The 24,564-nt window shown below is 45.7% G+C and carries 26 protein-coding genes; 24 read left to right on the top strand and 2 right to left on the bottom strand.

What is annotated here, in order from left to right; all coding sequences use genetic code 11:
• Positions 1-18 precede the first annotated feature (18 nt).
• The 14 genes from atpE (at position 19) to QZL69_RS04165 (ending at position 14,333) form a co-directional block, all read left to right on the top strand.
• Positions 19-243 carry an ATP synthase F0 subunit C gene (gene atpE / locus QZL69_RS04100; RefSeq protein WP_015540752.1) on the top strand — a complete coding sequence of 75 codons (225 nt, stop codon included), beginning with the start codon at positions 19-21 and terminating at the stop codon, positions 241-243.
• A gap of 40 nt (positions 244-283) precedes the next feature.
• On the top strand, positions 284-784 hold the full coding sequence (gene atpF, locus QZL69_RS04105; RefSeq protein ID WP_022213957.1) for a F0F1 ATP synthase subunit B: 501 nt from the start codon (positions 284-286) through the stop codon (positions 782-784).
• Positions 765-1,268, top strand: a complete 504-nt coding sequence (gene atpH / locus QZL69_RS04110) for an ATP synthase F1 subunit delta (protein ID WP_022213958.1) — start codon at positions 765-767, stop codon at positions 1,266-1,268. The genes atpF and atpH overlap by 20 nt, the downstream gene beginning before the upstream one ends.
• Positions 1,269-1,273: 5 nt before the next feature.
• The gene (atpA, locus tag QZL69_RS04115; RefSeq protein ID WP_022213959.1) at positions 1,274-2,788 is read left to right on the top strand and encodes a F0F1 ATP synthase subunit alpha; all 1,515 of its coding nucleotides are present in this window, start codon (positions 1,274-1,276) and stop codon (positions 2,786-2,788) included.
• Positions 2,789-2,813: 25 nt separating this feature from the next.
• Positions 2,814-3,710, top strand: a complete 897-nt coding sequence (atpG, locus tag QZL69_RS04120; protein ID WP_022213960.1) for an ATP synthase F1 subunit gamma — start codon at positions 2,814-2,816, stop codon at positions 3,708-3,710.
• Positions 3,710-5,104, top strand: a complete 1,395-nt coding sequence (atpD, locus tag QZL69_RS04125; RefSeq protein ID WP_022213961.1) for a F0F1 ATP synthase subunit beta — start codon at positions 3,710-3,712, stop codon at positions 5,102-5,104. The genes atpG and atpD overlap by 1 nt, the downstream gene beginning before the upstream one ends.
• Before the next feature lie 12 nt (positions 5,105-5,116).
• The gene (gene atpC, locus QZL69_RS04130; RefSeq protein ID WP_022213962.1) at positions 5,117-5,524 is read left to right on the top strand and encodes an ATP synthase F1 subunit epsilon; all 408 of its coding nucleotides are present in this window, start codon (positions 5,117-5,119) and stop codon (positions 5,522-5,524) included.
• A gap of 432 nt (positions 5,525-5,956) precedes the next feature.
• The gene (locus QZL69_RS04135) at positions 5,957-6,958 is read left to right on the top strand and encodes a LacI family DNA-binding transcriptional regulator (RefSeq protein WP_022213963.1); all 1,002 of its coding nucleotides are present in this window, start codon (positions 5,957-5,959) and stop codon (positions 6,956-6,958) included.
• 411 nt (positions 6,959-7,369) lie between these two features.
• Positions 7,370-8,683: an ABC transporter substrate-binding protein gene (locus tag QZL69_RS04140; protein ID WP_022213964.1), complete on the top strand. Its 1,314-nt coding sequence runs from the start codon at positions 7,370-7,372 to the stop codon at positions 8,681-8,683.
• 86 nt (positions 8,684-8,769) lie between these two features.
• Positions 8,770-9,675, top strand: coding sequence for a carbohydrate ABC transporter permease (locus QZL69_RS04145; protein ID WP_022213965.1), 906 nt, complete (start codon positions 8,770-8,772; stop codon positions 9,673-9,675).
• Between the two features lie 17 nt (positions 9,676-9,692).
• A complete protein-coding gene (locus tag QZL69_RS04150) occupies positions 9,693-10,541 on the top strand; it encodes a carbohydrate ABC transporter permease (protein ID WP_022213966.1) in 849 nt (282 codons plus the stop codon).
• Positions 10,542-10,660: 119 nt separating this feature from the next.
• On the top strand, positions 10,661-12,148 hold the full coding sequence (locus QZL69_RS04155) for a glycoside hydrolase family 32 protein (protein ID WP_022213967.1): 1,488 nt from the start codon (positions 10,661-10,663) through the stop codon (positions 12,146-12,148).
• A 142-nt stretch (positions 12,149-12,290) separates the two neighbouring features.
• Positions 12,291-13,442, top strand: a complete 1,152-nt coding sequence (locus QZL69_RS04160; RefSeq protein ID WP_022213968.1) for an alanyl-tRNA editing protein — start codon at positions 12,291-12,293, stop codon at positions 13,440-13,442.
• Positions 13,443-13,463: 21 nt separating this feature from the next.
• Complete coding sequence (locus QZL69_RS04165; RefSeq protein ID WP_022213969.1) at positions 13,464-14,333, top strand: amidohydrolase family protein; 870 nt, start codon at positions 13,464-13,466, stop codon at positions 14,331-14,333.
• Positions 14,334-14,421: 88 nt separating this feature from the next.
• Here the strand turns inward: QZL69_RS04165 and QZL69_RS04170 are convergent, their stop codons facing one another.
• On the bottom strand, positions 14,422-15,567 hold the full coding sequence (locus QZL69_RS04170) for a hypothetical protein (RefSeq protein WP_022213970.1): 1,146 nt from the start codon (positions 15,565-15,567) through the stop codon (positions 14,422-14,424).
• Positions 15,564-16,325 (bottom strand): GNAT family N-acetyltransferase, encoded by a 762-nt coding sequence (locus tag QZL69_RS04175; protein ID WP_022213971.1) that lies wholly within the window; start codon positions 16,323-16,325, stop codon positions 15,564-15,566. Before QZL69_RS04175 ends, QZL69_RS04170 begins: the two co-directional genes overlap by 4 nt.
• A 309-nt stretch (positions 16,326-16,634) precedes the next feature.
• Here QZL69_RS04175 and QZL69_RS04180 point away from each other — a divergent pair, with 309 nt between their 5' ends.
• The 10 genes from QZL69_RS04180 to QZL69_RS04225 all read left to right on the top strand — a co-directional run bounded on the left by QZL69_RS04180 (position 16,635) and on the right by QZL69_RS04225 (position 24,563).
• Positions 16,635-17,129, top strand: coding sequence for a prepilin peptidase (locus tag QZL69_RS04180; protein WP_022213972.1), 495 nt, complete (start codon positions 16,635-16,637; stop codon positions 17,127-17,129).
• Entirely contained in the window at positions 17,126-18,148 is a 1,023-nt protein-coding gene (locus QZL69_RS04185; RefSeq protein WP_022213973.1) for a hypothetical protein, read from the top strand. The genes QZL69_RS04180 and QZL69_RS04185 overlap by 4 nt, the downstream gene beginning before the upstream one ends.
• Entirely contained in the window at positions 18,138-19,328 is a 1,191-nt protein-coding gene (locus tag QZL69_RS04190; RefSeq protein WP_022213974.1) for a CpaF family protein, read from the top strand. Before QZL69_RS04185 ends, QZL69_RS04190 begins: the two co-directional genes overlap by 11 nt.
• The gene (locus QZL69_RS04195; RefSeq protein ID WP_022213975.1) at positions 19,325-20,068 is read left to right on the top strand and encodes a type II secretion system F family protein; all 744 of its coding nucleotides are present in this window, start codon (positions 19,325-19,327) and stop codon (positions 20,066-20,068) included. Before QZL69_RS04190 ends, QZL69_RS04195 begins: the two co-directional genes overlap by 4 nt.
• A 1-nt stretch (position 20,069) precedes the next feature.
• Complete coding sequence (locus tag QZL69_RS04200) at positions 20,070-21,104, top strand: type II secretion system F family protein (protein WP_022213976.1); 1,035 nt, start codon at positions 20,070-20,072, stop codon at positions 21,102-21,104.
• A 47-nt stretch (positions 21,105-21,151) separates the two neighbouring features.
• Entirely contained in the window at positions 21,152-21,331 is a 180-nt protein-coding gene (locus QZL69_RS04205) for a Flp1 family type IVb pilin (protein ID WP_022213977.1), read from the top strand.
• A 15-nt stretch (positions 21,332-21,346) separates the two neighbouring features.
• Positions 21,347-22,834: a DUF5702 domain-containing protein gene (locus QZL69_RS04210; RefSeq protein WP_022213978.1), complete on the top strand. Its 1,488-nt coding sequence runs from the start codon at positions 21,347-21,349 to the stop codon at positions 22,832-22,834.
• A gap of 229 nt (positions 22,835-23,063) precedes the next feature.
• Positions 23,064-23,705, top strand: a complete 642-nt coding sequence (locus QZL69_RS04215) for a TadE/TadG family type IV pilus assembly protein (protein ID WP_227222165.1) — start codon at positions 23,064-23,066, stop codon at positions 23,703-23,705.
• Positions 23,683-24,126 (top strand): A24 family peptidase, encoded by a 444-nt coding sequence (locus QZL69_RS04220; RefSeq protein WP_022213980.1) that lies wholly within the window; start codon positions 23,683-23,685, stop codon positions 24,124-24,126. Before QZL69_RS04215 ends, QZL69_RS04220 begins: the two co-directional genes overlap by 23 nt.
• A complete protein-coding gene (locus QZL69_RS04225) occupies positions 24,123-24,563 on the top strand; it encodes a TadE/TadG family type IV pilus assembly protein (protein WP_022213981.1) in 441 nt (146 codons plus the stop codon). Before QZL69_RS04220 ends, QZL69_RS04225 begins: the two co-directional genes overlap by 4 nt.
• Position 24,564: the final 1 nt, after the last annotated feature.

Here is a 24,564-nt window from a genome sequence, read left to right on the forward strand (position 1 = left end):
ATTCAGGAGGAAAAAAGTATGTCAACATTAGTAGCAATCGGAGCAGCTATCGCAGTTCTTACAGGTATTGGAGCAGGTATTGGTATTGGTATCGCAACTTCCAAGGCAGTTGAAGCTATCGCAAGACAGCCGGAAGCAGAGAGCAAGATCAGTAAGAACCTGCTGTTAGGTTGTGCCCTTGCCGAGGCAACAGCTATTTACGGTTTCGTAATCGGACTTCTGATCATCATCATGCTGGGCTAATGATAAAGAACCGAAAAATACAGAGAGGCAGGTGGACCAGGTGATAAAAATTGACATCAACCTTGTCTTTACGATCATCAACCTGTTAGTTCTTTATTTATTGATGAAGAAGTTTTTATTCGGACCGATCATCAAAGTGATGGACGTAAGAAAGGCTATGATCGATCAGCAGTTTGCAGGAGCAAAGGAGCAGGAGGATCAGGCGAAGGCACTTAAGGAACAGTATGAGGGTGCGTTGAAATCCGCCAGAGAAGAATCCTTCCAGATTATGGAGCAGGCCAGAAAAGAAGCCAAAGCACAGGCAGACAAAACTGTGGAAGATACACAGGCAAAGGTATCTGCAATGCTTGCCAAAGCGCAGGAGGACATCAACACAGAGCGCGAGAATGCTATGCGTCAGATGAAAGATGATGTTGCCTCTCTTGCTATGGAAGCTGCCGGTAAAATTATTGGTAAAAACAGTGGAGCAGACCAGGATTTATCCTTGTATGACCAATTTATAGAAAAAGCAGGTGATCCAGATGACAGTGACCGCCGTTAATTATGCAAAAACTCTGTATGACCTTTCTGTTTCCAGAAAGGTCATACAGAATACAAAAGAAATATTTCGGAAGGTTCCTGAACTCGCACAGAGTCTGAAGAACCCATTGGTACCATTTGAGATCAAGGAAAAAGTGATCGACAGAGTGATCCCTGAGGAAATGAAGAGTTTCATCAAGGTCGTCTGCAAGCATCACAGAATTGATCTGATCGAGGAAATTTTTGAAGATTACGAAGAACTGTGCCGACAGCATGAGAAGACCATACACGCAGTCATGCGTTATGTAACAGCACCGAAGGATGCACAGCTTGATGGTATCAGAGCATTTTTATGCCGGGAATTTGGGGCGCAGAAAGCCGAAATAGAAATGATAGAAGATAAAAGCCTGATCGGAGGATTTGTCCTTCTGGCAGGCGGAAGCGAATATGACTGGAGCCTGCGGGGACGTTACCGCAAGCTGGAACAGAAATTGACCCGGAGGTGAACACGTTGAGTGCAATCAATCCAGATGAGATTATTTCCATTCTGAAAGAAGAAATAGAGAATTATGATGAAATCAGCCAGAACCAGGAAGTAGGAACGGTCATTTCCGTAGGAGATGGAATTGCAACTGTTTATGGAATTGATCACGCTATGTATGGCGAGGTTGTAGTATTTGAAAACGGACTCAAGGGAATGGTTCAGGATATCCGTACAAACAGCATGGGATGTATTCTGTTTGGTAAGGATACCGGAATCAAGGAGGGAACCAAAGTAACCAGAACTGGTAAACAGGCAGGTATACCTGTAGGTGATGGTTTCGTTGGACGAATCGTCAATGCTCTTGGAGCCCCGATTGACGGAAAAGGTGATATCAAAGAACAGGATTATCGCCCGGTAGAGAATCCGGCACCTGGAATTATTGACCGTAAATCCGTAAATGTACCGCTGGAAACAGGAATCCTTTCACTTGATTCCATGTTCCCAATCGGACGAGGACAGCGAGAACTTATCATTGGTGACAGACAGACCGGTAAGACTTCCCTTGCAATCGATACCATCCTGAACCAGAAGGGTAAGGATGTGATTTGTATTTATGTGGCAATCGGTCAGAAGGCATCTACGGTAGCCAAAGTTGTATCCAACCTTGAGAAATATGGAGCTATGGAATATACCACAGTATTTTCTTCAACAGCAAGCGACTGTGCGCCGCTTCAGTACATTGCTCCTTATGCAGGAACAGCACTTGCAGAGTACTTTATGTACAAAGGCAAGGATGTCCTGATCGTATACGATGATCTGAGCAAGCATGCAGTTGCATATCGTGCACTGTCACTGCTTCTGGAGCGTTCTCCGGGACGTGAAGCATATCCTGGTGACGTATTCTACCTTCATTCCAGACTTCTGGAGCGTTCCAGCCGTCTGAGTGATAAGCTGGGCGGAGGTTCCATTACAGCACTTCCGATCATCGAGACACAGGCAGGAGATGTATCCGCATACATTCCTACCAACGTAATTTCCATCACAGACGGACAGATCTTCCTCGAGAGTGACCTGTTCTTCTCAGGTATGAGACCGGCGGTCAACGTAGGTCTTTCCGTATCCCGAGTTGGTGGTGCAGCGCAGACCAAGGCAATGAAGAAAGCATCCGGAAGTATCCGTATCGACCTGGCACAGTACCGTGAGATGGAAGTATTCACCCAGTTCAGTTCCGATCTGGATGATGCGACCAAAGCACAGCTTGCTTATGGCGGATGCCTGATGGAACTTCTGAAACAGCCGTTGTGTAATCCACTTTCTCTCCACCAGCAGGTTATCACACTGTGGACAGCGACCCACAAGAAGCTGGTTCATGTGGATAAGAAGGCTGTGAAGAAATATCAGATGGATATGCTCGAATACTTCGACAACGTATATCCTGAAATCGGCAAAGAAATCGATGAGAGCAAAGTCTTAAGCGATGAACTCGGAGAAAAAATCCTTCAGGTTGCAGATGAATTCAAGGATCGTGCAGCCGCAAAATAAAGCAGAGATTGCATAGGAGGAACTTATGGCAAATGCAAGAGAAATAAAAAGCAGGATAAGCAGTGTCCAGGACACAATGAAGATTACCAATGCCATGTATATGATTTCCTCTTCCAAGATGAAAAAAGCCAAGAAGATACTGTCTGATACAGAGCCTTACTTCTATAATATGCAGGGGGCGATTGCCAGAATTCTTCGTCATGTTCCGGATATCCAGCATCCGTTCTTCAGCGTGCGTCATCTGATCCCACAGGAAGAACGTAAGATAGCGACCATAGTGGTAACCGGTGACAAGGGTATGGCAGGTGCTTATAACCATAACATCACCAGAATGACAGAAGAATTTATAGCATCTACACCTGGATATCATAAGCTGTATGTTCTTGGTATGGTCGGTCGTCAGTATTTTGGCAAGAAAGATGTGGACATGGATGGAAGCTTCCACTATACCGTACAGAAGCCGACCATGCATCGTGCAAGATTGATCAGTGAGGAAGTTGTAAGAAGCTTTCTGGAAAGAGAAGTGGATGAGGTGCATATCATCTATACACAGATGCAGAATGCAGTTGTGATGGAGCCGGTAAATATGCAGCTTCTTCCTTTAAAGAAAACGAACTTTTCGCCACTTGAGGTTCCGGTGGGCGTTCATCAGGAGGAGATAGAGATGTTTCCTTCAACAGACGGCGTACTGGACATTATGATTCCTAATTATCTGACAGGTGTGATTTATGGCTGTCTTGTAGAAGCATATGCAAGTGAGAACAATGCGAGAATGACAGCCATGCAGTCTTCTACAGACAGTGCAAAGAAAATGCTACAGGATCTTTCAATTCAGTATAACCGTGCACGTCAGGCAGCGATCACACAGGAGATCACAGAAGTTTGCAGTGGTGCGAAGGCCCAGAAAAGGAAGGGACGATAATGAGTAAAGGTAAGATTGTACAGGTCATGGGACCTGTTGTAGATGTTGTTTTTGAGAATGGCGATCTTCCGGATATCAAGGACGCCCTTGAAGTCGAAAACAATGGTAAGAAATGCGTTATGGAAGTTTCTCAGCATCTGGGAAATGATGTGGTTCGCTGCATTATGCTGAGTGCCAGTGAGGGACTTCAGAGAGACAGAGAAGTAGTTGCCACAGGAAGTGGAATCAAGGTTCCGGTAGGAGACTGCACTCTTGGCAGACTTTTTAATGTTCTTGGAGAGACAGTTGACGGTGGAGAAGCTCTGGATGATGCAGAGCGTTGGGTGATTCACAGAGATCCGCCAAGCTTCGAAGATCAGAAACCGGCCGTAGAGATCCTGGAGACAGGTATCAAGGTCATCGACCTTCTTGCTCCTTATGCAAAGGGTGGTAAGATCGGTCTGTTCGGTGGTGCCGGTGTTGGTAAAACCGTTCTGATCCAGGAACTTATCCAGAATATCGCTACAGAGCATGGTGGATATTCTATTTTTACAGGTGTCGGAGAACGTTCCCGTGAAGGTAACGACCTCTGGTCAGAAATGAAGGAATCCGGTGTTCTTGAGAAAACAGCCTTAGTGTTCGGACAGATGAATGAGCCGCCGGGATCCCGTATGCGAGTTGCTGAGACAGGTCTTACAATGGCCGAATATTTCCGTGATACAGAGCACAGAGATGTACTTCTGTTTATCGATAATATTTTCCGTTTTGTACAGGCCGGTTCTGAGGTATCTGCACTTCTCGGACGTATGCCGTCTGCCGTAGGTTATCAGCCTACACTGGCAACTGAGATGGGTGAGCTGCAGGAGCGTATCGCTTCTACAACTTCCGGTTCTGTTACTTCTGTACAGGCCGTATATGTACCTGCTGATGACCTGACTGACCCGGCTCCGGCAACAACGTTTGCACATCTGGATGCGACTACCGTACTTTCCCGTAAGATCGTAGAGCAGGGTATTTATCCGGCTGTTGATCCGCTGGAATCTACTTCCCGTATTCTGGAAGCTGATGTAGTCGGCGAGGAGCATTATGAAGTTGCACGTAGAGTACAGGAAATCCTTCAGAAATACAAAGAACTCCAGGATATCATTGCAATCCTTGGTATGGAAGAGCTTTCTGATGAGGATAAGAATACGGTATTCCGTGCAAGAAAGATTCAGAAATTTCTGTCCCAGCCATTCCATGTAGCTGAGAACTTTACAGGTATTTCTGGTAAATATGTTCCGCTCAAAGAAACAATCCGTGGATTCAAGATGATCATTGATGGTGAGATGGATCAGTATCCGGAAAATGCGTTCTTCAACGTAGGAACCATTGACGAAGTAATCGAAAAAGCCAAAACTTTATCAGAAGAATAAGGGGTGAGGCTTATGGAAAGTACATTCGGACTTGAAATTTATGCTGCCAACAGACAGTTTTTTGCAGGAAGAGCCAAATCACTGATCATCCCGGCCGAGGATGGACAGAAGGAATTTCTGGCACATCATGCCAATATGATCTGTGCGATCGTTCCGGGTGAGATGCGCTTTGAGGATTCTGAAGGGAACTGGCTGACAGTTGCAGTAAGCTCAGGTTTTGTTGAGATGATCAACAACCGTGCGAAACTGTTCTGCCTGACTGTGGAACGTCCGGAAGAGATTGATATCCGCAGAGCAGAAGAGGCAAGAGACCGCGCGGAAGAGCAGCTGCGTCAGAAACAGAGCATTGTGGAATATCACAGAAGCCAGGCTGCACTCGCAAGAGCGATGACAAGACTTCGTGTCAGCAAAAATATATAAAAGTAACTGCTAAGACATGAACCGGTTACGGGATGTGAACAGAGAACAGTTACAAATCAAAGTCAGCAAAACAGGACTGCGATTCAGAAATGAATGCGGTTCTGTTTTTTTGGATTTCAGGGAAATCTGAAGAACTTGTTTCATGTTTTCAGGAGAGGTTGCTGAAAAACGTTTGTTTTTTCCTACAGGATGATAATTGTAAAGAAAATGCTGCTATGCTATAATTGTCACATTACTTATAACTGCAGAGTCACTCTGCGTGATAAGAATTCATATTGCTGTTGATGAATGAACAGTAATGATCTACCGCGAAAAAGATTGGAAATGTTTTGAACTCGTTGTCTGAAGTGGAAAAACTGTAAGGAGACAGAACAGTTACAATAAACTATCGTAACCAGACAACAGAGTATAAGAAAGGTTAATTTAAGAAATATGGCAAGTATCAAAGATGTGGCACAGAAGGCCGGAGTAGGGGTCGGTACTGTGTCCAGAGTAATAAATGGCAGTGGCTATGTTGCTGCTGATACCCGCAAAAAAATTGAACAGGCGATCAGCGATCTGGAATATACACCAAATGAACTGGCAAGAAATCTGTTTCGTAACAGAACCGGTATCATAGGTGTCCTGATCCCTGATCTGGATCATCCGTTTTTCTCGGCATTTACGCGGGAAACGGAGGTAGCTCTCTACAAGAGAGGCTACAAGGCGATGATCTGCAACACAGTAGGGAGCAGCAACAGAGAACGTGATTATCTGAATATGCTTGACCGTAATATGGTGGATGGGATCATTACCGGTGCACATACACTGCACTGGAAGGAATATGTAAACCGGAAGCGTACAATTGTCGCACTGGACCAGGATTTCGGCCCGGAAATCCCTATGGTAGGGTCTGACCATGTTTATGGTGGTAAGTTGGCAGCAGAGATCATGCTGAAAAATAACTGTAAGAGGGTCGTCCACATCACTGGTATTGCTCCAAATGTAGCGGCAAATGACAGACATATCATATTTGAAGAGACGTTGAAGAAGCATGGAGTGGAAGTCCTGGATCTGACCATGGAATGGAATCTGTTTGATCACCAGTCTTACTGGGATGCAGCAGCCGAGGCATTAGAGAAATATCCGGATGCGGATGGTATATTTGCGGCTGATCAGCCGGCACTCTGTTATATGCACCTTGCCCTTAAAGCAGGAAAAAGAGTCCCGGAGGATCTCAAGGTGGTCACTTATGATGGTATGGATGTCAGCAGGATCTGTTATCCGGAGGTAACGGCTATTTGTCAGAATGTGAAATTTCTGGCAGAAACCTGTGCCAAAAGTGTCATAAATCTGATAGAAGGCAAGGAACCCGTTCCACAAAGGCAGATTTTAGCTGTGGAGTTGCGGCAGGGACAAAGTACCTATCCGGTTGAAATTAATGGCGAATTATAAAAAATAAAAATAAAATACAGAATATATGACATGAAAAGTAAACTATAAGCAAATTTTGGTAAAATATTCTGATAATAATTCGAAACATGCAAAGTCTAACAACAGCTTTGCATGTTTTTTATATTACAGATAATTCGTGTTAAAAAAATAACGCATATGCATATGCAATATGCACAAAATTAAAATGCTAAAATTATAAAAATGCACGGAAATGTGCCTGGAAACGAGTTTTCAATCAAATTCTGTTGACAAATACACTTCAGGGAAGTATGATAAAGACACGATATGGAACGGCTTCCACATAAAACTTCTCGAACAAAATAATGAAAATCGGCTGTTTGAGGATGTGGAACGGGTTCTACAATATTTCCTTTCGCGCGGTGGAAATAAACATTAAAGGAGGATTAAGAAATGAAAAAAACCATTAGTCTGGCAATGGCAGCAGCACTTGCAATTTCAGGAGCAGCAACAACTGTACCGGTATTCGCAGATGACGTAACAAATATCACAATCTGGAGTCCAACAGACAGAGAAGCAATTGAAGCATGGTGGAAAGAAAAAATTTCCGAATGGAACGAAGAACATCCTGAGATTCAGGTAAGTCGTGAAGCAATTGACCGTTCAGACTCTTACGCGTATGATAACAAGATCGCTACAGCAGTTACATCCAACGATCTTCCGGATATCTTCTATGTAGACGGACCGCAGGTTTCCTATTATGCAGCTAATGGAATCACAGTTCCGCTGGATGACTATTTTACAGATGAAGACAAAGCAGATTTCGTAAAGTCTTCAATGACGCAGAATACATATGATGGCAAATTATATGCTGTAGGTGCAACAGAGTCATCCGTAGCATTCTACTACAACAAAGATTACCTCAAAGAATGTGGTGTAGATACAGATGATCTGGATTCCCGTACACTCGAAAATCCTCTGACAACAGATGAAGTTGCTGAGATTGCTGAAAAATGTACAACAGATGATTATGTAGGGACACACATCATCATGGACCACGGCGAGGGACTTCCATATGCTCTTGAACCGCTGTATCTTTCTGCTGGAAAAGATTATATCAGCGAAGATGGAAAAGAAGCCGATGGATATGTGAACAGTGAAGAAGCAGTAAACACAACAGCATGGCTTGCAGATCTGATCGCTAAAGGATATGCAAACGTTGAACCGATCACAGATGAATTCCTCAATGGCGCATGTGCAACAATGATCGGTGGTTCATGGGAAATCGCAACACTTGAACAGAATGCCGACTTTGACTGGGGTGTAACTTACTATCCGGTAAATGCTGAAACTAAAAAAGCAGTTTCTCCATGTGGTGACTGGTCAGCAGCAATCTCTAAAGACTGCGAGAACGCAGATGCAGCTGGTGAATTCCTGGCATGGCTGATGAATACAGATAATGTTGCATCATATGCAGCAGCAATTGCAAAACCTGCAACACGTTCTTCTGCTTATGAGACAGAAGCAATGGCTGAGTACAAAGAAGGTGCAAGAGCTCTTATCGTAGATCAGCTTGAAAACACAGCAGTTCCGCGTCCTAGAACACCATCTTATGCTACATTCTCATCTGCATACGCAGAAGCAATGACAAACATTTTCTCTGATGCAGCAAGTAATGAAGAAGTAGATACAGATTATATTCAGTCTGAATTTGATACAGTAGTAGATACATTTACAGAAGACTACGAAACATATTACGCTGAATAAGAAAACAAATAAATGAAAACGGAGCCGCATCGGCAAAAAAGCGGTGCGGCTTCGCTTTTTCTGGATAAGAAAAAGGGGGAAAGGCAATGGCAAAGGCAGAAAAAAAGAAGCTTTCCGGCCGTAAACGTGATGAAAGAGTGGCTGCATATATCTTTGTAGCACCGGCAGTGATTCTTCTGATTGCATTTCTTGTTGTACCTATGATCTATACCGTATATTTTTCAGGATTTAAATATCAGATCATGAGACCTGATGCCATGAAATTTATTGGTTTTGAAAATTATCAGAAGCTTTTCAGTGACAAAAACTTCTGGCTTGCATTAAAAAATACAGTGTACTTTACTGTAATTGTTGTTCCGTGTCAGTGTGTACTCGCACTCGCACTTGCACTTCTGGTTTCAAAGAAGTTTCGTGGAGTGGCTGTTTTCCGTACCATGTACTTTGCACCACAGCTTACTTCTATGGTAGTTATCTCCGTACTGTGGTCCGTACTTTACAATGCAAACCCGAACACAGGTCTTATCAACTCCATTCTGGTATCTCTGGGAATGAGCCCGATCAAATTCCTGAGTGATGCAAGCACAGCGATGAATTCTATCATCTTTATGTCTGCATGGCAGGGCGCCGGTTATCAGATGATGATCTTCCTGGCAGGTCTTCAGGGAATCCCGAGAGACCAGTACGAAGCAGCATCCGTAGACGGTGCTACAAAATTTAAACAGTTCCTTTATATCACTATTCCTGGGCTGAAGGGAACAATTAAATATGTAATCATGATCACTATGATCCAGGCAATGAAACTCTTTACACAGCCATATATCATGACACAGGGTGGACCGAAAAACTCCACAAAGACTCTTGTATACTATATTTATACACAGGGCTTCCAGAAGGGTAACTTTGGCTATGCCTGCTCGATCGCGGCTGTATTCTTTGTAATCGTAGTATGCATGTCTATGGCTATGAAGAAAGTAACTGCGGCAACAGACTGAGAAAGGAGGATATAAATATGAAAAAATCAATGAGGTTTTCTAATGCATTTGGAAAATTTATGTTCTATTTTGGAAATATTATCATCGGTATCATCTTTGTATCTCCTCTGATCTGGATGATTTCCGCATCACTGAAACCAGAGGCTAAGATTTTTGCAAATATGGATTCACTGACTACTTTTTTACCAGTTCAGGCATCCTTAAGTAACTATGCAGAGGTATTTTCACGATTGAATATGCCACTGGTGTTTAAGAATACACTTCTGTATATTGCATTGATCCTGGTTCTTGATCTTCTTGTAAACTCCATGTGCGGTTATGCACTGGCTAAATTTGAGTTCAAAGGTAAAGGTGCAGTTCTGAATCTCGTAATTGCACTGATGGTATTGCCGATGGAAGCTATCATGCTCCCGCTTTATATTGAAATGTCTCAGCTTGGCTGGGTCAATACACTGGCAGCACTTGTTATTCCTTTTGTTGCGAAATGTTTCTCTATTTATATGTTCCGGCAGTTCTTCTGTGATGTTCCGGATGACCTGATTGAAGCAGCGGCAATTGATGGCTGCAGTCCGATCAGAACCTTTTTCCAGATTGTAATGCCAATTTCCAAAACGGTGTATGCTACAGTATTTATTCTTGATTTCGTAGCACACTGGAACGACTTTATGTGGCCATTCCTCGTTATGACAGGTGAGGATAAACGTACGATCCAGCTTGCAGTTCAGTCATTTTTTGGTACCCAGCCGGTGCACTACAGTGCCATCATGGCAGCCCTGGTTGTCTCTGCGATCCCGATGATCATTATGTTTATCTTCATGCAGAAATACTATGTAGAAGGTATTGCATCTTCTGGTATCAAAGGCTAAAATCTTACTCGGATCAGAAACAGGAAACCAAGATGTCAGGTTTTTTTGTTGCCATGTAAAACACATCGTGGGATACTATCTGTAAACCGTTAGAATATTACAACAAGGAGAACGAATGTATGATTAGTGAGAAATTACAGAAGGCCAGAGAATTTGAACAGGAACAGTTGAGCAAAATTTCTCCGGAAGAGCGTCCTTCTTTTCATGTGACTGGTGGCACAGGCTGGATCAATGATCCAAATGGATTTTCCTATTACAATGGAGAATACCATCTGTTTTATCAGTACCATCCATATTCCAATGAATGGGGTCCGATGCACTGGGGACATCTCAGCAGCAAAGATATGCTTGCATGGAAAAGGCTTCCGGTAGTTATGGCACCGGAAGAATCCTATGATAACTTTGGATGCTTTTCAGGAAGTGCTCTGGAGCTTTCTGATGGACGTCATCTTCTGATGTATACCGGAGTTGGATATGTAGGCGATACCCCGATGGCAAACGGAGAACTTCCGACTCACCAGACACAGTGTATGGCTGTTGGCGATGGCGTTAATTATGAGAAATACGAGAACAACCCGGTCATCACCGGAAACGATATCCCGGAAGGCGGAAGCAAAGTAGATTTCCGTGACCCGAAGATCTGGAAAGAAGACGATGGTTATTTCTATGCTGTTATCTCCAATATGACAGACGATGGAAACAGCCGTATCCTCCTTTACAGAAGCCCCGATGGTTTCAAATGGGAATATGTCACCGTTCTGGATCACAGCGATGCAAAACTTGGCAAGATGTGGGAATGCCCGGACTTCTACGAAGTTGACGGCAAACACGTTCTTGTAGTAAGTCCGATGGCAATGCTTCCGGAAGGACTGAAATTCCACGTAGGTCACAGCGTTATCTACCTGACAGGAACCTACGACAAAGAAACACACAAATTTGTAAGAGAAGATGTACAGCCGCTCGACAGTGGAATCGATTTCTATGCTCCACAGAGCATGCTCACACCAGACGGCCGCCGTGTAATGATCGCATGGATGCAGGCATGGCCGAACTCCAAGTTCGTTCCGGACGGAGCGAAATACTTCGGACAGATGACTGTTCCGAGAGAGATCAACTACCGCAATGGCAGACTGATCCAGCAGCCGGTAAGAGAGATCGAGAACTATCGTGGAGAGCTGGTTCAGCACCACAACGTTGAAATCTCAGAAGAAACCGCACTGGACGGAATCAAAGGCCGCGTTCTTGATATGACCGTGAAACTCAAAGTGACCGATGATTTCAGTAAGTTTGCGATCAAACTTGCAGCAGACGATACATATTCTTCTTATATTACCTATGATCCGGCAAAAGAAGTTCTGAACATCGACAGAAGCAGAAGCGGATATCTCTACGACATCCTCCACACCAGAGATATTCAGGTGAAACCGGTAGATGGAGAAGTGACATTACGAATTCTCATGGATAAATTCAGTGTTGAGATCTTCATCAATGATGGAAGCCAGACTGCTACAATGGTCCTGTTTACTCCGCAGGAAGCAGATCAGATCACTTTTGCAGCAGAAGGAAAAGCAGAGATCAGTATTGACAAGTATAACCTTGTTTTCTGATACAACCTCCAAAGAAAGGCAGGCGTAAGCATTTAGCTGCGCCTGTCTTTTTTCTGTTCAGAAAGGCAAAGCTGTGCTATACTAAAGGGCAGAAAAACAGATTTTTTACTGACTTAAATTTACAGAAAGAAGGTTCGGCAGCATGAGTGAAACAAGAAAACTGTATTACGAAGATGTATATATAAAAGAATTTACCGCAAAAGTACTCGAGTGCAGAGAAGCTGGTAAAGGATATGAGATCGTTCTGGATCAGACCGCTTTTTATCCGGAGGGCGGTGGACAGCCGTGTGATCTTGGAACACTGAATGAGATCGCAGTGACAGATGTCCGGGAAAAAGACGGCGAGATTGTTCATCATACAGAGGTGGCTCTGGAGGTCGGAAGTGAAGTAACTGGAAAGATCGACTGGGAGAGAAGATTTGACCTGATGCAGCAGCATTCCGGTGAACATATCGTCAGCGGTCTGGTGCATGAAGCATACGGATATGATAATGTAGGATTCCATATGAGCAGTGATGTGATCACAGTGGATCTGAGCGGCGTTCTCACCGAGGCACAGCTTGCTGAGATCGAGGCAAAGACAAACCAGAAAATCTGGGAAAATACTCCGGTAGAGATCTTTTATCCACCGAAAGAAGAACTGGAGAAACTTTCTTACCGAAGCAAAAAAGAACTGACAGGACAGGTGCGTCTCGTGCGTTTCCCTGGTTCCGACCTCTGTGCATGCTGTGGAACACACGTTACCCACACAGGCGAGATCGGTGCGGTTAAGATCCTTACTGTCGAAAACTTCCACGAAGGAATCCGTCTGACCATGATCTGCGGAAAACGTGTCATGGATTACCTGAATATGGTCAACGAGCAGAATCATCAGATTTCCATGAAACTTTCTGCAAAAACAGGCGAGACAGCGGCTGCAGTAGCGCGCCTTCAGGACGAAAACTTCCGTCTCAAAGGAAAAGTCAGCCACATGGTTGATGAACTCTGCGCGACAGAGGCAGAGAGATGGGCAGATTCCGGAAGCGTTCTTCTGTTCCACGAAGGACTGGAGGCAGATCAGGTCCGCAGGATGGCAGATACAGTGATGCAGAAATGCTCCGGCTGCTGTGCAGTATTTTCAAAGAGTGAAGATGGCAGTTATAAATATGCAATGGGAGAGCAGAACGGAGATCTACGTCAGTTCACAAAAGAAATGAACGCTGCCCTGAACGGCCGCGGCGGCGGCAAGCCGTTCTTTGTGCAGGGTTCTGTCAAAGCTTCTGAAGAAGAAATCCGCAGTTTTTTCCAGCAGTAAAAGACGGAGAGGTACGGGACAATGTTTGGTGAATGTCATGCACATATGCTGATGGATGGTGTCAATTATCGTGAGGCTGTAGCGCGGCACAGAGATGCTGTCTGCGAAGAGAAGGTCAGAGAATTTTTTGAAGCATATCAGAGGGCTGGTGTTTCCTTTATCCGGGATGGCGGCGATAATGCAGGAGTCTCAAAGAGGGCATCTGAGATTGCCGGAGAATACGGGATCGACTATCGGACACCGGTTTTTGCTGTCCATAAAGAAGGACATTATGGCAGGATCGTCGGACGCAGTTTCAGCAATATGAAGGAATTTCACCAGAGAGTGCAGGACGCGGCGGCAGAAGGTGCTGATTTTATCAAGATCATGACGACAGGGCTTCTGGATTTCAATGATCATGGAGTGGTCACAGGAACACCTCTCGACCGAGACGAAGTCCGGGAAATGGTACATATCGCACACGAAGAAGGTTTTGCAGTGATGAGCCATACAAATGGGATTTATGGTGTACAGGCGGCGGTCGAGGCAGGTGTGGACAGCCTGGAGCATGGCAACTACATGGATGAAGAGACGCTTTCTATGCTTGCAGACAGTCATACCGTATGGGTTCCGACGCTTGTCACAGTCAGGAATCTTCTGGGCTGTGGAAGGTACGAAGATGAAGTCCTGCTTCCGATCATCCGTCAGGCAGAGACTATGGTCAGGACTGCTTTTCGCAAAAAAATCAAAGTCGCCCTCGGCAGCGATGCAGGGGCGTACTGTGTACCTCATGGGAAAGGAATCTGTCAGGAATATCAGTCTTTCCAGGAGATCCTGGGAGATTCTGACGAAGTCCGGGAATGGCTGGAAAACGGAGAAAAGATCATCCGGCAAAAATTCAGACGAAGTTAAGATCATAGAAATAAAAAATGCCATAATTCTCAGAAAGATGATGATTCTGAGGGTTATGGCATTTTTGTGTGCAGTATATATTTGTGGATCACGTATATAAATCTTCAATCTTGATCGCGGAGACAATATTGGAATTCCGGGATTCCGCCGGATTGAATGTGATCTTTATGGAACTTCCACTTAAGAGCCCGCCCGTGGAGGAATTGGAGGCGTTTTCTATGCTGCAGGTCACATACATATTGTCGTAGGTCAGAAGTGTGAGTGTGTTGGAGGTGGAGGCGGTAATGTCTCCGGATACGGTAAAGGAGATACCGTGGTCGCTGAGTGATTCCGGAACTTCACCGGTAATGCCGAGAATCGAGATTCCTGCTGTAGAAACTCCATCAAACTCACCGGTGTAGGTAACTGTCACATGAGAACCAGAGGAAAGTCCACCACTGAAATAACAGGGGATTGCAGACATATTAAGGTTCAGAAGGTTATCCGTGTTTTCAACAGAGACCTGCAGAATATTAGTCTGGATTCCCTGAATCACGGCACGCATCTGTCGTTCCTTTTCCTGATCTTTATTTTTGGAAGGAGCGGGTGTTGGCGTTGGCTCGGGAACTTTGAGAGGATCAATGTCAGATACACTGAAAACTTTCGTATGGAAGCCATATAAATGGGAAGGATTTTCCGGATCAGGTGTGTCCATTTCACCCTTGAAATGGATGTAGACCCATTTGCCTGCTTTGATTCCGTTCTGATAATACTGTTCGGTTCCGGTGATCGGGAAGGTTGCGGTCTTGCCGCCTTTTGACTTGATGGTGATGGAGTTGGTGGTGAGTTCCTGAACCTGTCCATGGGTGGTTCTTTCTTTGAGGGAATCCATATCGTGATAATCATCGACAACTTTCAGAGTACGGACGGTAGAAGTGTCAGTGCCGGAAAGCTGCCCTTCATAGATTACGCTGATGGAATCTCCCCGTACCATGCCGTCCACGGATTCCAGCGTAGCCTGAGAAACATCGAAGGTGTAATCCTGGGAAGAACTGGTAAGAGTCAGCTTGTTTCCGGTAAAAGTCTGAAGTGTTCCCTGAATTTCATCCATATAGACGCGGGTGCTGTCCGGGTGGATATCCTGCGGTGTTTCTTCTCTGGAAGGTGAAACAGACTCGACAACATTCTGCAAACTGCAGCCTGACAAAGAAACCCCAAAAAGACTGCAGATCAACAAAAGAAGCCATTTTTTCATTTTGTTCCTCCCTGTGGCTGAACACGGAACCAGTATGTGTAGGAATCCGTAAAACCAAGTGAAGCGTAAAGTCTCTTGGCAGGAGTGTTTCCCTTGACGACCTGCAGATAGGCATTCTGTGCGCCCTTGGTCATGCCTTCTTTGAGAAGAGAAGTGCAGATCTGGCGGGCGAAGCCCTGTCCGCGGTATTTTTCTTTGACGTGGATCGCATAAATCCCAATATAATCACGGTCCAGAATGCCGAGACCGGTAGCGATGATCTTGCCGTTCTTCCAGATGGAAGCGCAGACGGTTTCCTTCGGGATCGCACGGTACATGGAAGGAACGACGGCACGGTGGATCGGATTTGTCATTCCCTTGAGGTCAAACAGGCTGGTGATCCAGATATCCGGGATTTCGTCTGTGAGGGTGACATCCGGGCAGTCGGCACTGAGTTCGGCATTTTCAAGGTGGAGTGTCATGACTTCGGTTGTGTGCTGGATCTCGTATCCGCGATTCTCCAGTGTATAGTCAAAATCCGGCGAAACCAGAGGACTGATCTTAAAGATTGCAGGTGATCCCAGACGCTTATAAACGTCCTCACAGTAGGAAACCTTCTCTCTCCATGGAAGGGTAGAAGTTCCAAACTGCTCAACACTGTTCGTTCTGTGTGTATAAAAATAAGAAAAACGGAGGATCCAGCCATCGTACAGTTCCATTTTGTGGGAAGGCCATGCGTTCAATGACATATCCTCGATTTTTTTGATGTTTTTTTCCATAAAAAAAGCCTCCTGTTTCGGGCATCTTCGATAAAATCCAAGATGGATAGACATATTATACAAAAGCCTAAAAAAAACTGCAATAACTCTGAAGCGAAGAGATAAATAAATTTAAGAAAAAAGCGAAATCCGGGAGAATCCTGCTGTCCGGATTTGGCGAACGAATCTTCTTTACAAAGGGCGGAATGCAGGACTATAATAAGACTCACCAGAAATCATCTGGTATTCCTGCCGTCAGTTCTGACGGAACGATCCCATTTTTTTATAATCAAATATCAACAGCGAGGAGGGGTTTTTATTGCAGATGAAATGCTGCTTCTGACGATCGCCGGTGTATCTGTGGTCATGGATCTTTACAAAATGCGTGTAAAAAACAGCTGGATCCTGTGTTCACTTCTTGCCGGAGCAGTAACATGTTTCTGGCAGAAAGGATTTGCCGGTCTGACAAGATTCATACCGGGAATCCTGATGCCGCTGGCGGTCCTTGGATGGATGTTTTATTTTCGGATGCTTGGTCCTGGTGATATCAAGGTATTCTGTGCACTGGGAGGGATTATGGGACCTGTAAAGATCCTGTGGTGTATCTGGTTTTCCTTTCTGTGCGGAGCCGGGATTTCACTTGCCATTCTGCTCTGCGGTGGAGGAATCCGGCAGAGGATGGCGTATCTGGCGGCATATCTTATGGAGTATCTGCAGACAGGCAGCCACAAACCCTATTATCGAAGGGAAAGTACACCGGAAAATATTCATTTCACGGTGCCCATATTTATGAGCGTGATGCTTTATACAGGAGGTCTATATTGAAGAAACAAATTTTTGCAGTCTGTGATCTTGAAGCAGAATATGCCAGAAACTTCATGGAATATCTCAATCGCAAAAACAATCTGCCCTTTGAAGTACAGGCATTTACCAGTGTGCAGAGCCTGATTGCGTATGCAAAAGAAACACATGTGGAACTGCTTCTTATCTCAGCAGATGCCATGTGTGACGAGGTACGGGAACTGGATATCAGCAAAACTGTGATTCTCACGGAAGGAACCAGACCGGAAGAACTGGATACATATGCAGAAGTCTATAAATATCAGTCTTCGGCAGAGATCGTCCGGGAGGTCATGGCGTGCTATGGCGAGGAAAAAACTGTGTTTCCGATGCAGAACCCTGCGTTAAAAAGAAAGACAGAGCTTTTTGGCGTGTATTCTCCATTGGGACGATGTCTTAAGACCTCGTTTGCGTGGACACTGGGACAGATTTTGAGTGAGGAACGAAGTGTTCTTTTTATAAGTCTGGAAGAATATTCCGGTCTGGAGGAACTGATGCAGAAAAAATTCTCCTGTACATTGAGTGACCTGCTTTATTATGTACGTCAGAAAAATCCGGGTGTGATTCTGAAGCTGAACAGTATGGTGCAGAGTGTGGGGCAGCTTGACTTCGTGCCGCCGGTGCAGTCGCCGGAGGATATCCGGGGAACATCCTGGAAGGACTGGGAATATCTTTTGCAGGAACTTATTCTTCATGGAACTTACGAGGCAGTCGTGATCGACATGGGGAATGGAATTGAGGAACTTTTTCAGATGCTTGACCTGTGTAAATTTATTTATATGCCAATCTGTGTGGATCCGGTTTCCAAAAGCAAAATACGACAGTTTGAAAATCTTCTGAATGCAAGAGATTATTCCGAGGTATCTGAGAAAACAGTAAAAATGAAACTTCCGTTCTGCACCGTGGAAAGCGTGAGCGCAGATTATCCGCAGTCGCTGGTGTGGAGCACGCTGGGAGATTATGTGAGAGAACTTCTCGGAAAGGGGCTTTCTTATGAGCAATGACCATTTCCGGAAACTCCGGCAGCTTCTGATGGAGAAACTGGATCTGGCAAGAGAACTGTCAGATCAGGAGATCCTGGAACAGATTGATGATCTGATCCTGAATGGAATGCGGGAATCTGCACTTTCACTCAAAGAGAAGGTACAGCTTCGCCAGGAACTTTTTTATTCGGTGCGTAAACTGGATGTTCTGCAGGAACTGATCGAGGACGATTCCGTGACGGAAATTATGGTGAATGGTCCGGAAAGCATTTTTGTGGAACGTGCAGGGAAACTGAAAAAATGGGAAAAGGGATTTACTTCCAGAGAAAAACTGGAAGATGTGATCCAGCAGATTGTAGGAAGGTGCAACCGTGTGGTCAACGAATCAATGCCTATTGTGGATGCCCGTCTGGAAAACGGAGCCAGAGTAAATGCGGTGATCCGCCCGGTTGCCTTAAACGGTCCGATCCTTACGATCCGAAGGTTCCCGGACACACCGATCACAATGGAGAAACTGATCGCCCTTGGAAGTCTTCCGCGGGAATGTGCAGAGTTTCTGGAGACTCTTGTAAAAGCGAGATATTCCATGGTGATCGGCGGTGGAACCGGCAGCGGGAAGACGACATTTCTGGGGGCATTATCTAACTACATTCCGAAGGATGAGAGGCTGATCACGATTGAAGATAATGCAGAACTCAAGATTCAGGGTGTGCAGAATCTGGTGCGTCTGGAAGCAAAGATGGCAAATGTTGATGGTGGTACTTCGATCACAATACGGGATCTGATCCGGACGGCACTTCGAATGCGCCCTGACAGGATCGTGGTAGGCGAAGTACGAGGCGGCGAGGCAGTTGATATGCTGCAGGCTCTGAATACGGGACATGAGGGCAGTCTGAGCACAGCGCATGCGAATTCGGCAGTTGATATGCTTTCGCGTCTTGAGACAATGACGCTGATGGGTGTAGAGTTACCGCTTGAAGCGATACGCAGGCAGATCGCATCGGGAGTGGACATCCTTATACATCTCGGGCGAATGAGGGATAAGAGTCGTAAAGTACTGGAAATAACAGAAGTTTGTGGATTTGAAGAGCATGAAATAAAGACCAGGACACTTTACCGGTGGCAGGAGGGACGCGGGCTTGTACAGACGGCAGAACTTCTGAACCGGGAGAAGCTGGTCCGGGCAGGGGTGGAACTATGAAGCAGGATTACAGGGAATATCATTTTTCAGGAAAGGAGATCGCGAAATATCTGGTACAGAGCATTCTGCTCTGTGGTGCACTGGATTATCTTTTTTACCAGAGCAAATGGTTGATGATACTGGCTATTCCGGCAACAGTGGTGTTTCTGAAAATGCGGAAAAGGCAGCTGATCCGGGAGCGGAAGAAAAATTTGAATTATCAGTTCAAGGATGCGCTGAATGCGCTGAGCGTGGCAGTGCAGGCCGGATACTCTGTAGAAAATGCAGTCTCGGCCTGTGCAGGAGATCTGGGACGGATCTATCCGCAGGACGCAGATATTGTAAAAGAATTCCGGTATATGGAAGGCCAGCTAAAAGTCAGCGTTCCGGTAGAAGCACTGTTTCAGAGTCTGGGTGAGCGCAGCGGTATTGAAGATATGGAGAATTTTGCGGCAGTCTTTTATACAGCCAAGAGAACAGGCGGGGATATGACCAGAATCATTCAGACTTCCGCAAGGATGCTTGGAGACAAGATTGACGTAAAGAAAGAAATAGAGACAACTCTGGCGGCAAAGAAAGCCGAGCAGATGGTCATGAGTCTGATGCCGGCAGGGATCATTATTTATCTGAAACTGACTTCTCCGGGATTTTTGAGTGTTTTGTATGGGAATCCGTTCGGGATCGCTGCGATGACGGTGTGTCTTGGAATTTATGGATTTTCCTACTGGCTTGGACGTAAGATCGTCGATATAGAGGTGTGATATGTGGGTACATCTTGTGATTTTTATCGTTGCGGCAGGAAGCGCCTTTGCCTGGAAAGCCGGATGGCTTAAGCTGGACGGACTGGCAGACAGAGAAAGCGTGCGATGGTTTCTTATTGTGGCAGTTTGTGGAAATCTTGTGGGAATGCTTCTGACACTGACAAGTGGAAGCAGTGAAGTTTACACGAATGGATATCGTCTCGAAAAAGAGTCGACAGGGGCATATACCCAGGAGTTTCAGGTTGCTGTAAACGGCGAAGATACGGAGAAAGTTGAGATTCAGGTGCCGGAGAAAGAGAGTGAGGAATCACCTGCCTCTGAAGAAACAGTAAAAGAAGAAACTCCGGAGGAATCCAGAAAAAAAGAACTCAGGGAAGCTATCGAGAAATATAACGAAGAAAAAGAGGACCCGGATTACTATTATCTGCCGGAAGAATGGAATGGACAGAAGTTAGAATGGCAGAAGCCGGGAGACAATACAGGAACGTTGATCGCTGCGCTGAGCTTCTTTGCTGCTTTTGTGCTTCTGCTGAAGAAGGCAAGGGAAGAACAGGAGGCACTGGCAAAACGTTCGGAACAGCTTCTGATGGACTATCCTCCTCTGCTTCTGAAATTTACACTTCTGATTCAGGCAGGAATGACAGCGAGGCGGGCATTTCAGAAGATGGCAGCAGATTATATGAGAACAAAACCGGCAAAAGGCAGGTTTGCATATGAAGCGATCGTGACAGCTTGCCATGAGATGGACAGCGGCGTGTCAGAACTGGAAGCCTATCGTCGGTTTGGAGAACACTGCGATCTGATGAAGTACAAAACCTTTTCTACGATCCTGATTCAGAACCTTCAGAAAGGAAGCCAGCGCATGGAGGATCTTCTTGAGAAAGAAGCACTGGAAGCCTGGGATGAGCGCAAACGAAAAGCGAGAGTTCTGGGAGAGGCGGCAGCCACGAAACTTCTGGTACCGATGGTCATGATGCTTGTGGTTGTCATGGCAATCATCATGATTCCGGCATTTCTTTCCTTCTACGGGCAGTAAAAATAAGGAATTGCAACAATTCAAAGACAGTATTGGGAGGTATGTATATGAGAGAGTTTATGGAAACAGCAAGAGAGTTTGGAAGAGAAGAAGATGCAGTAGGTGTTGTTGAGATTATTTTGATCCTGGTGGTGTTGATCAGTCTTGTCATTATCTTTAAGGAACAGCTCACAAATCTTGTAAAAGCAATTCTCAGCAAGATCACAAAACAGAGTAATTCTATCTGATCCGGTGGTGTGTTTATGAAGAAAAAAGGCAGCATTACGGTTTTTCTGGCACTGGTACTCAGTGTTCTTTTGTCTCTGGTTGCCACCAGTATCCAGTCGGTGCAGGCGGCTGCGGCGAGGACACAGATCCTGAATGGGCTGGATATTGGACTGTATTCTCTGTTCGGGCAGTATGACCGTTCACTTCTTAAGGATTATGATCTGTTTTTTCTGGACGGGGCGCAGGGTGGAACTGAGCTGGATCTGGCAGCTGTCTATGACAATATGGAATCCTATATGAAGCCTGTATTGAAGCAGAACAGCCAGAAACTTCGGATTAAACAGGGTGGTTTTACCGGATATCGTCTGGCAACAGATCAGAATGGAGAAGTTTTTTATCATCAGGCGGTGTCCTATATGAAGGATACTCTTAGCGGTCAGGGAGTTCAGGCACTTCTGAACCGGCTGAAAGACAGGGAAGAAAAAACGAAACAGGCAGAGACAGATGGAAAGACTGCAGAAAATGGAGGGACGCTGGAAAATTATGATTCGGAGATGAATGGTGCATTTAACAAAAGTCAGGAAGCGGCAGAAGCTGCCAAGAAGGAAGAAGCGAAGGAAGAGGATTTCGGAAGCGGTGAAGGCGGTGGATTTTCGGATGGTGAATCAAATAATGCAAAAAATCCGATCCCGGCAATCCGACGGATCCGAACGATGAGTCTTTTGGATCTGGTCGTTCCGGCATCGAAGGGAATCTCAGAAGTACAGATTTCAATGAAAGATCTGGTATCCAAGCGGAACCTCGAAGTGGGAATGTCCATGCCAGGAAATCCGACAGAGGACTCTTCACAGACTTCTCAGATGCTGTTTCAGAAATATCTGACAGACCGGCTTGGCAATTACCAGAAACCGGCAGCCTCGGGACTTAAGTACCAGCAGGAGTATATCCTTGGCGCAAACGATAATGACAGGGCAAACCTGCGGACAGTCGCGAACCGGCTGCTTCTGATCCGTGAGGGAATCAATGCGGCATGTCTGATGTCGGATGCAGGAAAGCGGGCTCAGATGCATGCACTTGCACTTGCGATCGCGTCTGGATTTCTCGTGCCGCCTGCGGCGGTCATCATCGAAGCAGCACTTCTTCTTTGCTGGTCCTTTGCGGAGAGTGTTCTGGATGTCAGGGAACTGTTTCACGGCGGCAAAGTTCCGCTGGTAAAGAATGCGGCAAACTGGCAGTTATCACTGGAAAATCTTCCGTATCTTCTCGAAAATCTTGACAGTCAGAGGAAGGATGCCGAGAATGGCATGTCCTATGAAGACTATCTTCAGGTGCTGCTTCTGGCACAGTCCAAACAGGAAAAATTACAGCGGGGGATGGACATGATCGAGGTCTGTATCCGTGAATCGAAGGGCAGAGACAGCTTCCGGCTGGACTGCTGCATTGAGGCGATTGAGGCTTCGGTGGATGTTGATGCGAACAGAAACAGAGTATTTACCGTAACAAGACAATACAGTTATATCTGAGGTCAGGGCGGTTCAGCAAAGGGACCGTCCGATACAAAAGGGGTGCAGAAAGATGCTTTTTCAGAAGGATATATATGATGGGTATATAAAAAAGATAGACAGGAAGAAAAAAGAAGTAAATGAAAATAAAAAAGAAAGGAAGCGCTCTTTAAAAAAGTCAGTTCTCCAGTTTCCCCCGATAAGCGGAGATTTCCTGAAGCCTTCTGAAAAGGTGTCTTTCTGCACCTTTTTGAGATTCTGCAGGCGTGCAAGCCTCGCGGTGGAGACGGCACTGGTGCTGCCGTTGTTTTTCCTGGGGATGGTTACGATGATCTCCTTTATGGATATTTATCAGATCCAGACACTGCATCTCCAGAAATTGTGTGAAAAGACGAAAGATGCGGGAATGTATGCGTATGTACTGGACGGGAAAGGTCCGGACAAAGTTACTCTGCCGGATGTATATTCCTATACGCCGGTTGGCGGACTGATTCCGCTCTCAAATGTGTGGATGCATAATACCATAACTGTCCATGCATGGACGGGAGCAGAGGAACAGGAAAATTCAGGAAAAACAGAGAAGCAGGAAGAAATGGTGTATGTAACAGAATCCGGTTCTGTATATCACAGAAAACTGGGATGCCGGTATTTGAAAGTGTCGATCCAGCAGGTTGCCGGTTCAGGAATTTCCTCGATGCGGAACAGTTATGGAGAGAAGTATGCAGCGTGTGAATCGTGCAGCCGTGGTCAGAAGCCCGCGGGAAGTGTCTATGTCACTTCGACGGGAAACCGCTATCATAATCAGGAAACATGCAGCGGACTGAAGCGGACGGTGAAACTGGTGAAGCTGTCGCAGGCAGGAAGTATGCATGCGTGCAGCAGCTGCGGATAAGGAGGATGGAGTGAAAGAATTGTGTACGGTGGTTTTTCTGGCGATGAACAGCTGGCTGGATATCAGGAGAAGGGAAATTTCGCTGCTCCTGACTATGGTCTATGCAGGATGTGGGATCATTTACAGTATTTTGCAGGGAAGAAAAATTCAGGATGTGCTGATACCGGCAGGGATTGGTATTTTGTTTCTTGCAGCGGGGCTGATAAGCAGGGGTGCGATTGGGGCGGGAGACTGCTGGATCCTGCTGGCACTGGGAGCTTTGCTGGATACGGAAACATATATCCGGATGCTCTGCATTGGATTTTTTCTGGCAGCGTTCTGGTCCGGGATTTTGCTTGTGATCCGCAGGAAAAGCAGGAAGACAGAGATTCCGCTGGTGCCTTTTCTGCTGGCGGGATATATAGGAGGAATTTTGATATGACGGATTTGCGACAGATAAAAAAAGGCAGTTTTACGATCGAGGCAGCATGTGTGATGTCACTGGTCCTGCTGGTTTTGATGGGAGTTTTGTACTTGAGCTTTTTTGTACATAACCGTGCATGGCTGACAGCGGCGGCGTGCGAGTCGGCACTTACCGGAAGTATGGAAGGTGTACGAAAAGACGGACAGCCACAGGAGGCGGCATCTGTCAGGAGCCGGGAACTTGGAAATGTCGGATTTTTTGGAGCTGAGAATCTGACCGGTCAGGTAAATGGCGGTAAGGAGATCAAAGTAACTTATACAGCGGATACAGTGTCTGGATTTGGAGGTCTGAAATGGAAACTTGCAGTGGATGGAAGTTCCAGAGTCGTTCGTCCGGTGGAGTGGATCCGGAAGATCAGGGCTGCTTCTGAAGTAATAGCAGAAATTGGAGGATAAA

Source organism: Blautia sp. CAG:237 (assembly GCF_000436615.1).
Taxonomy (GTDB): domain Bacteria; phylum Bacillota; class Clostridia; order Lachnospirales; family Lachnospiraceae; genus Blautia_A; species Blautia_A intestinihominis.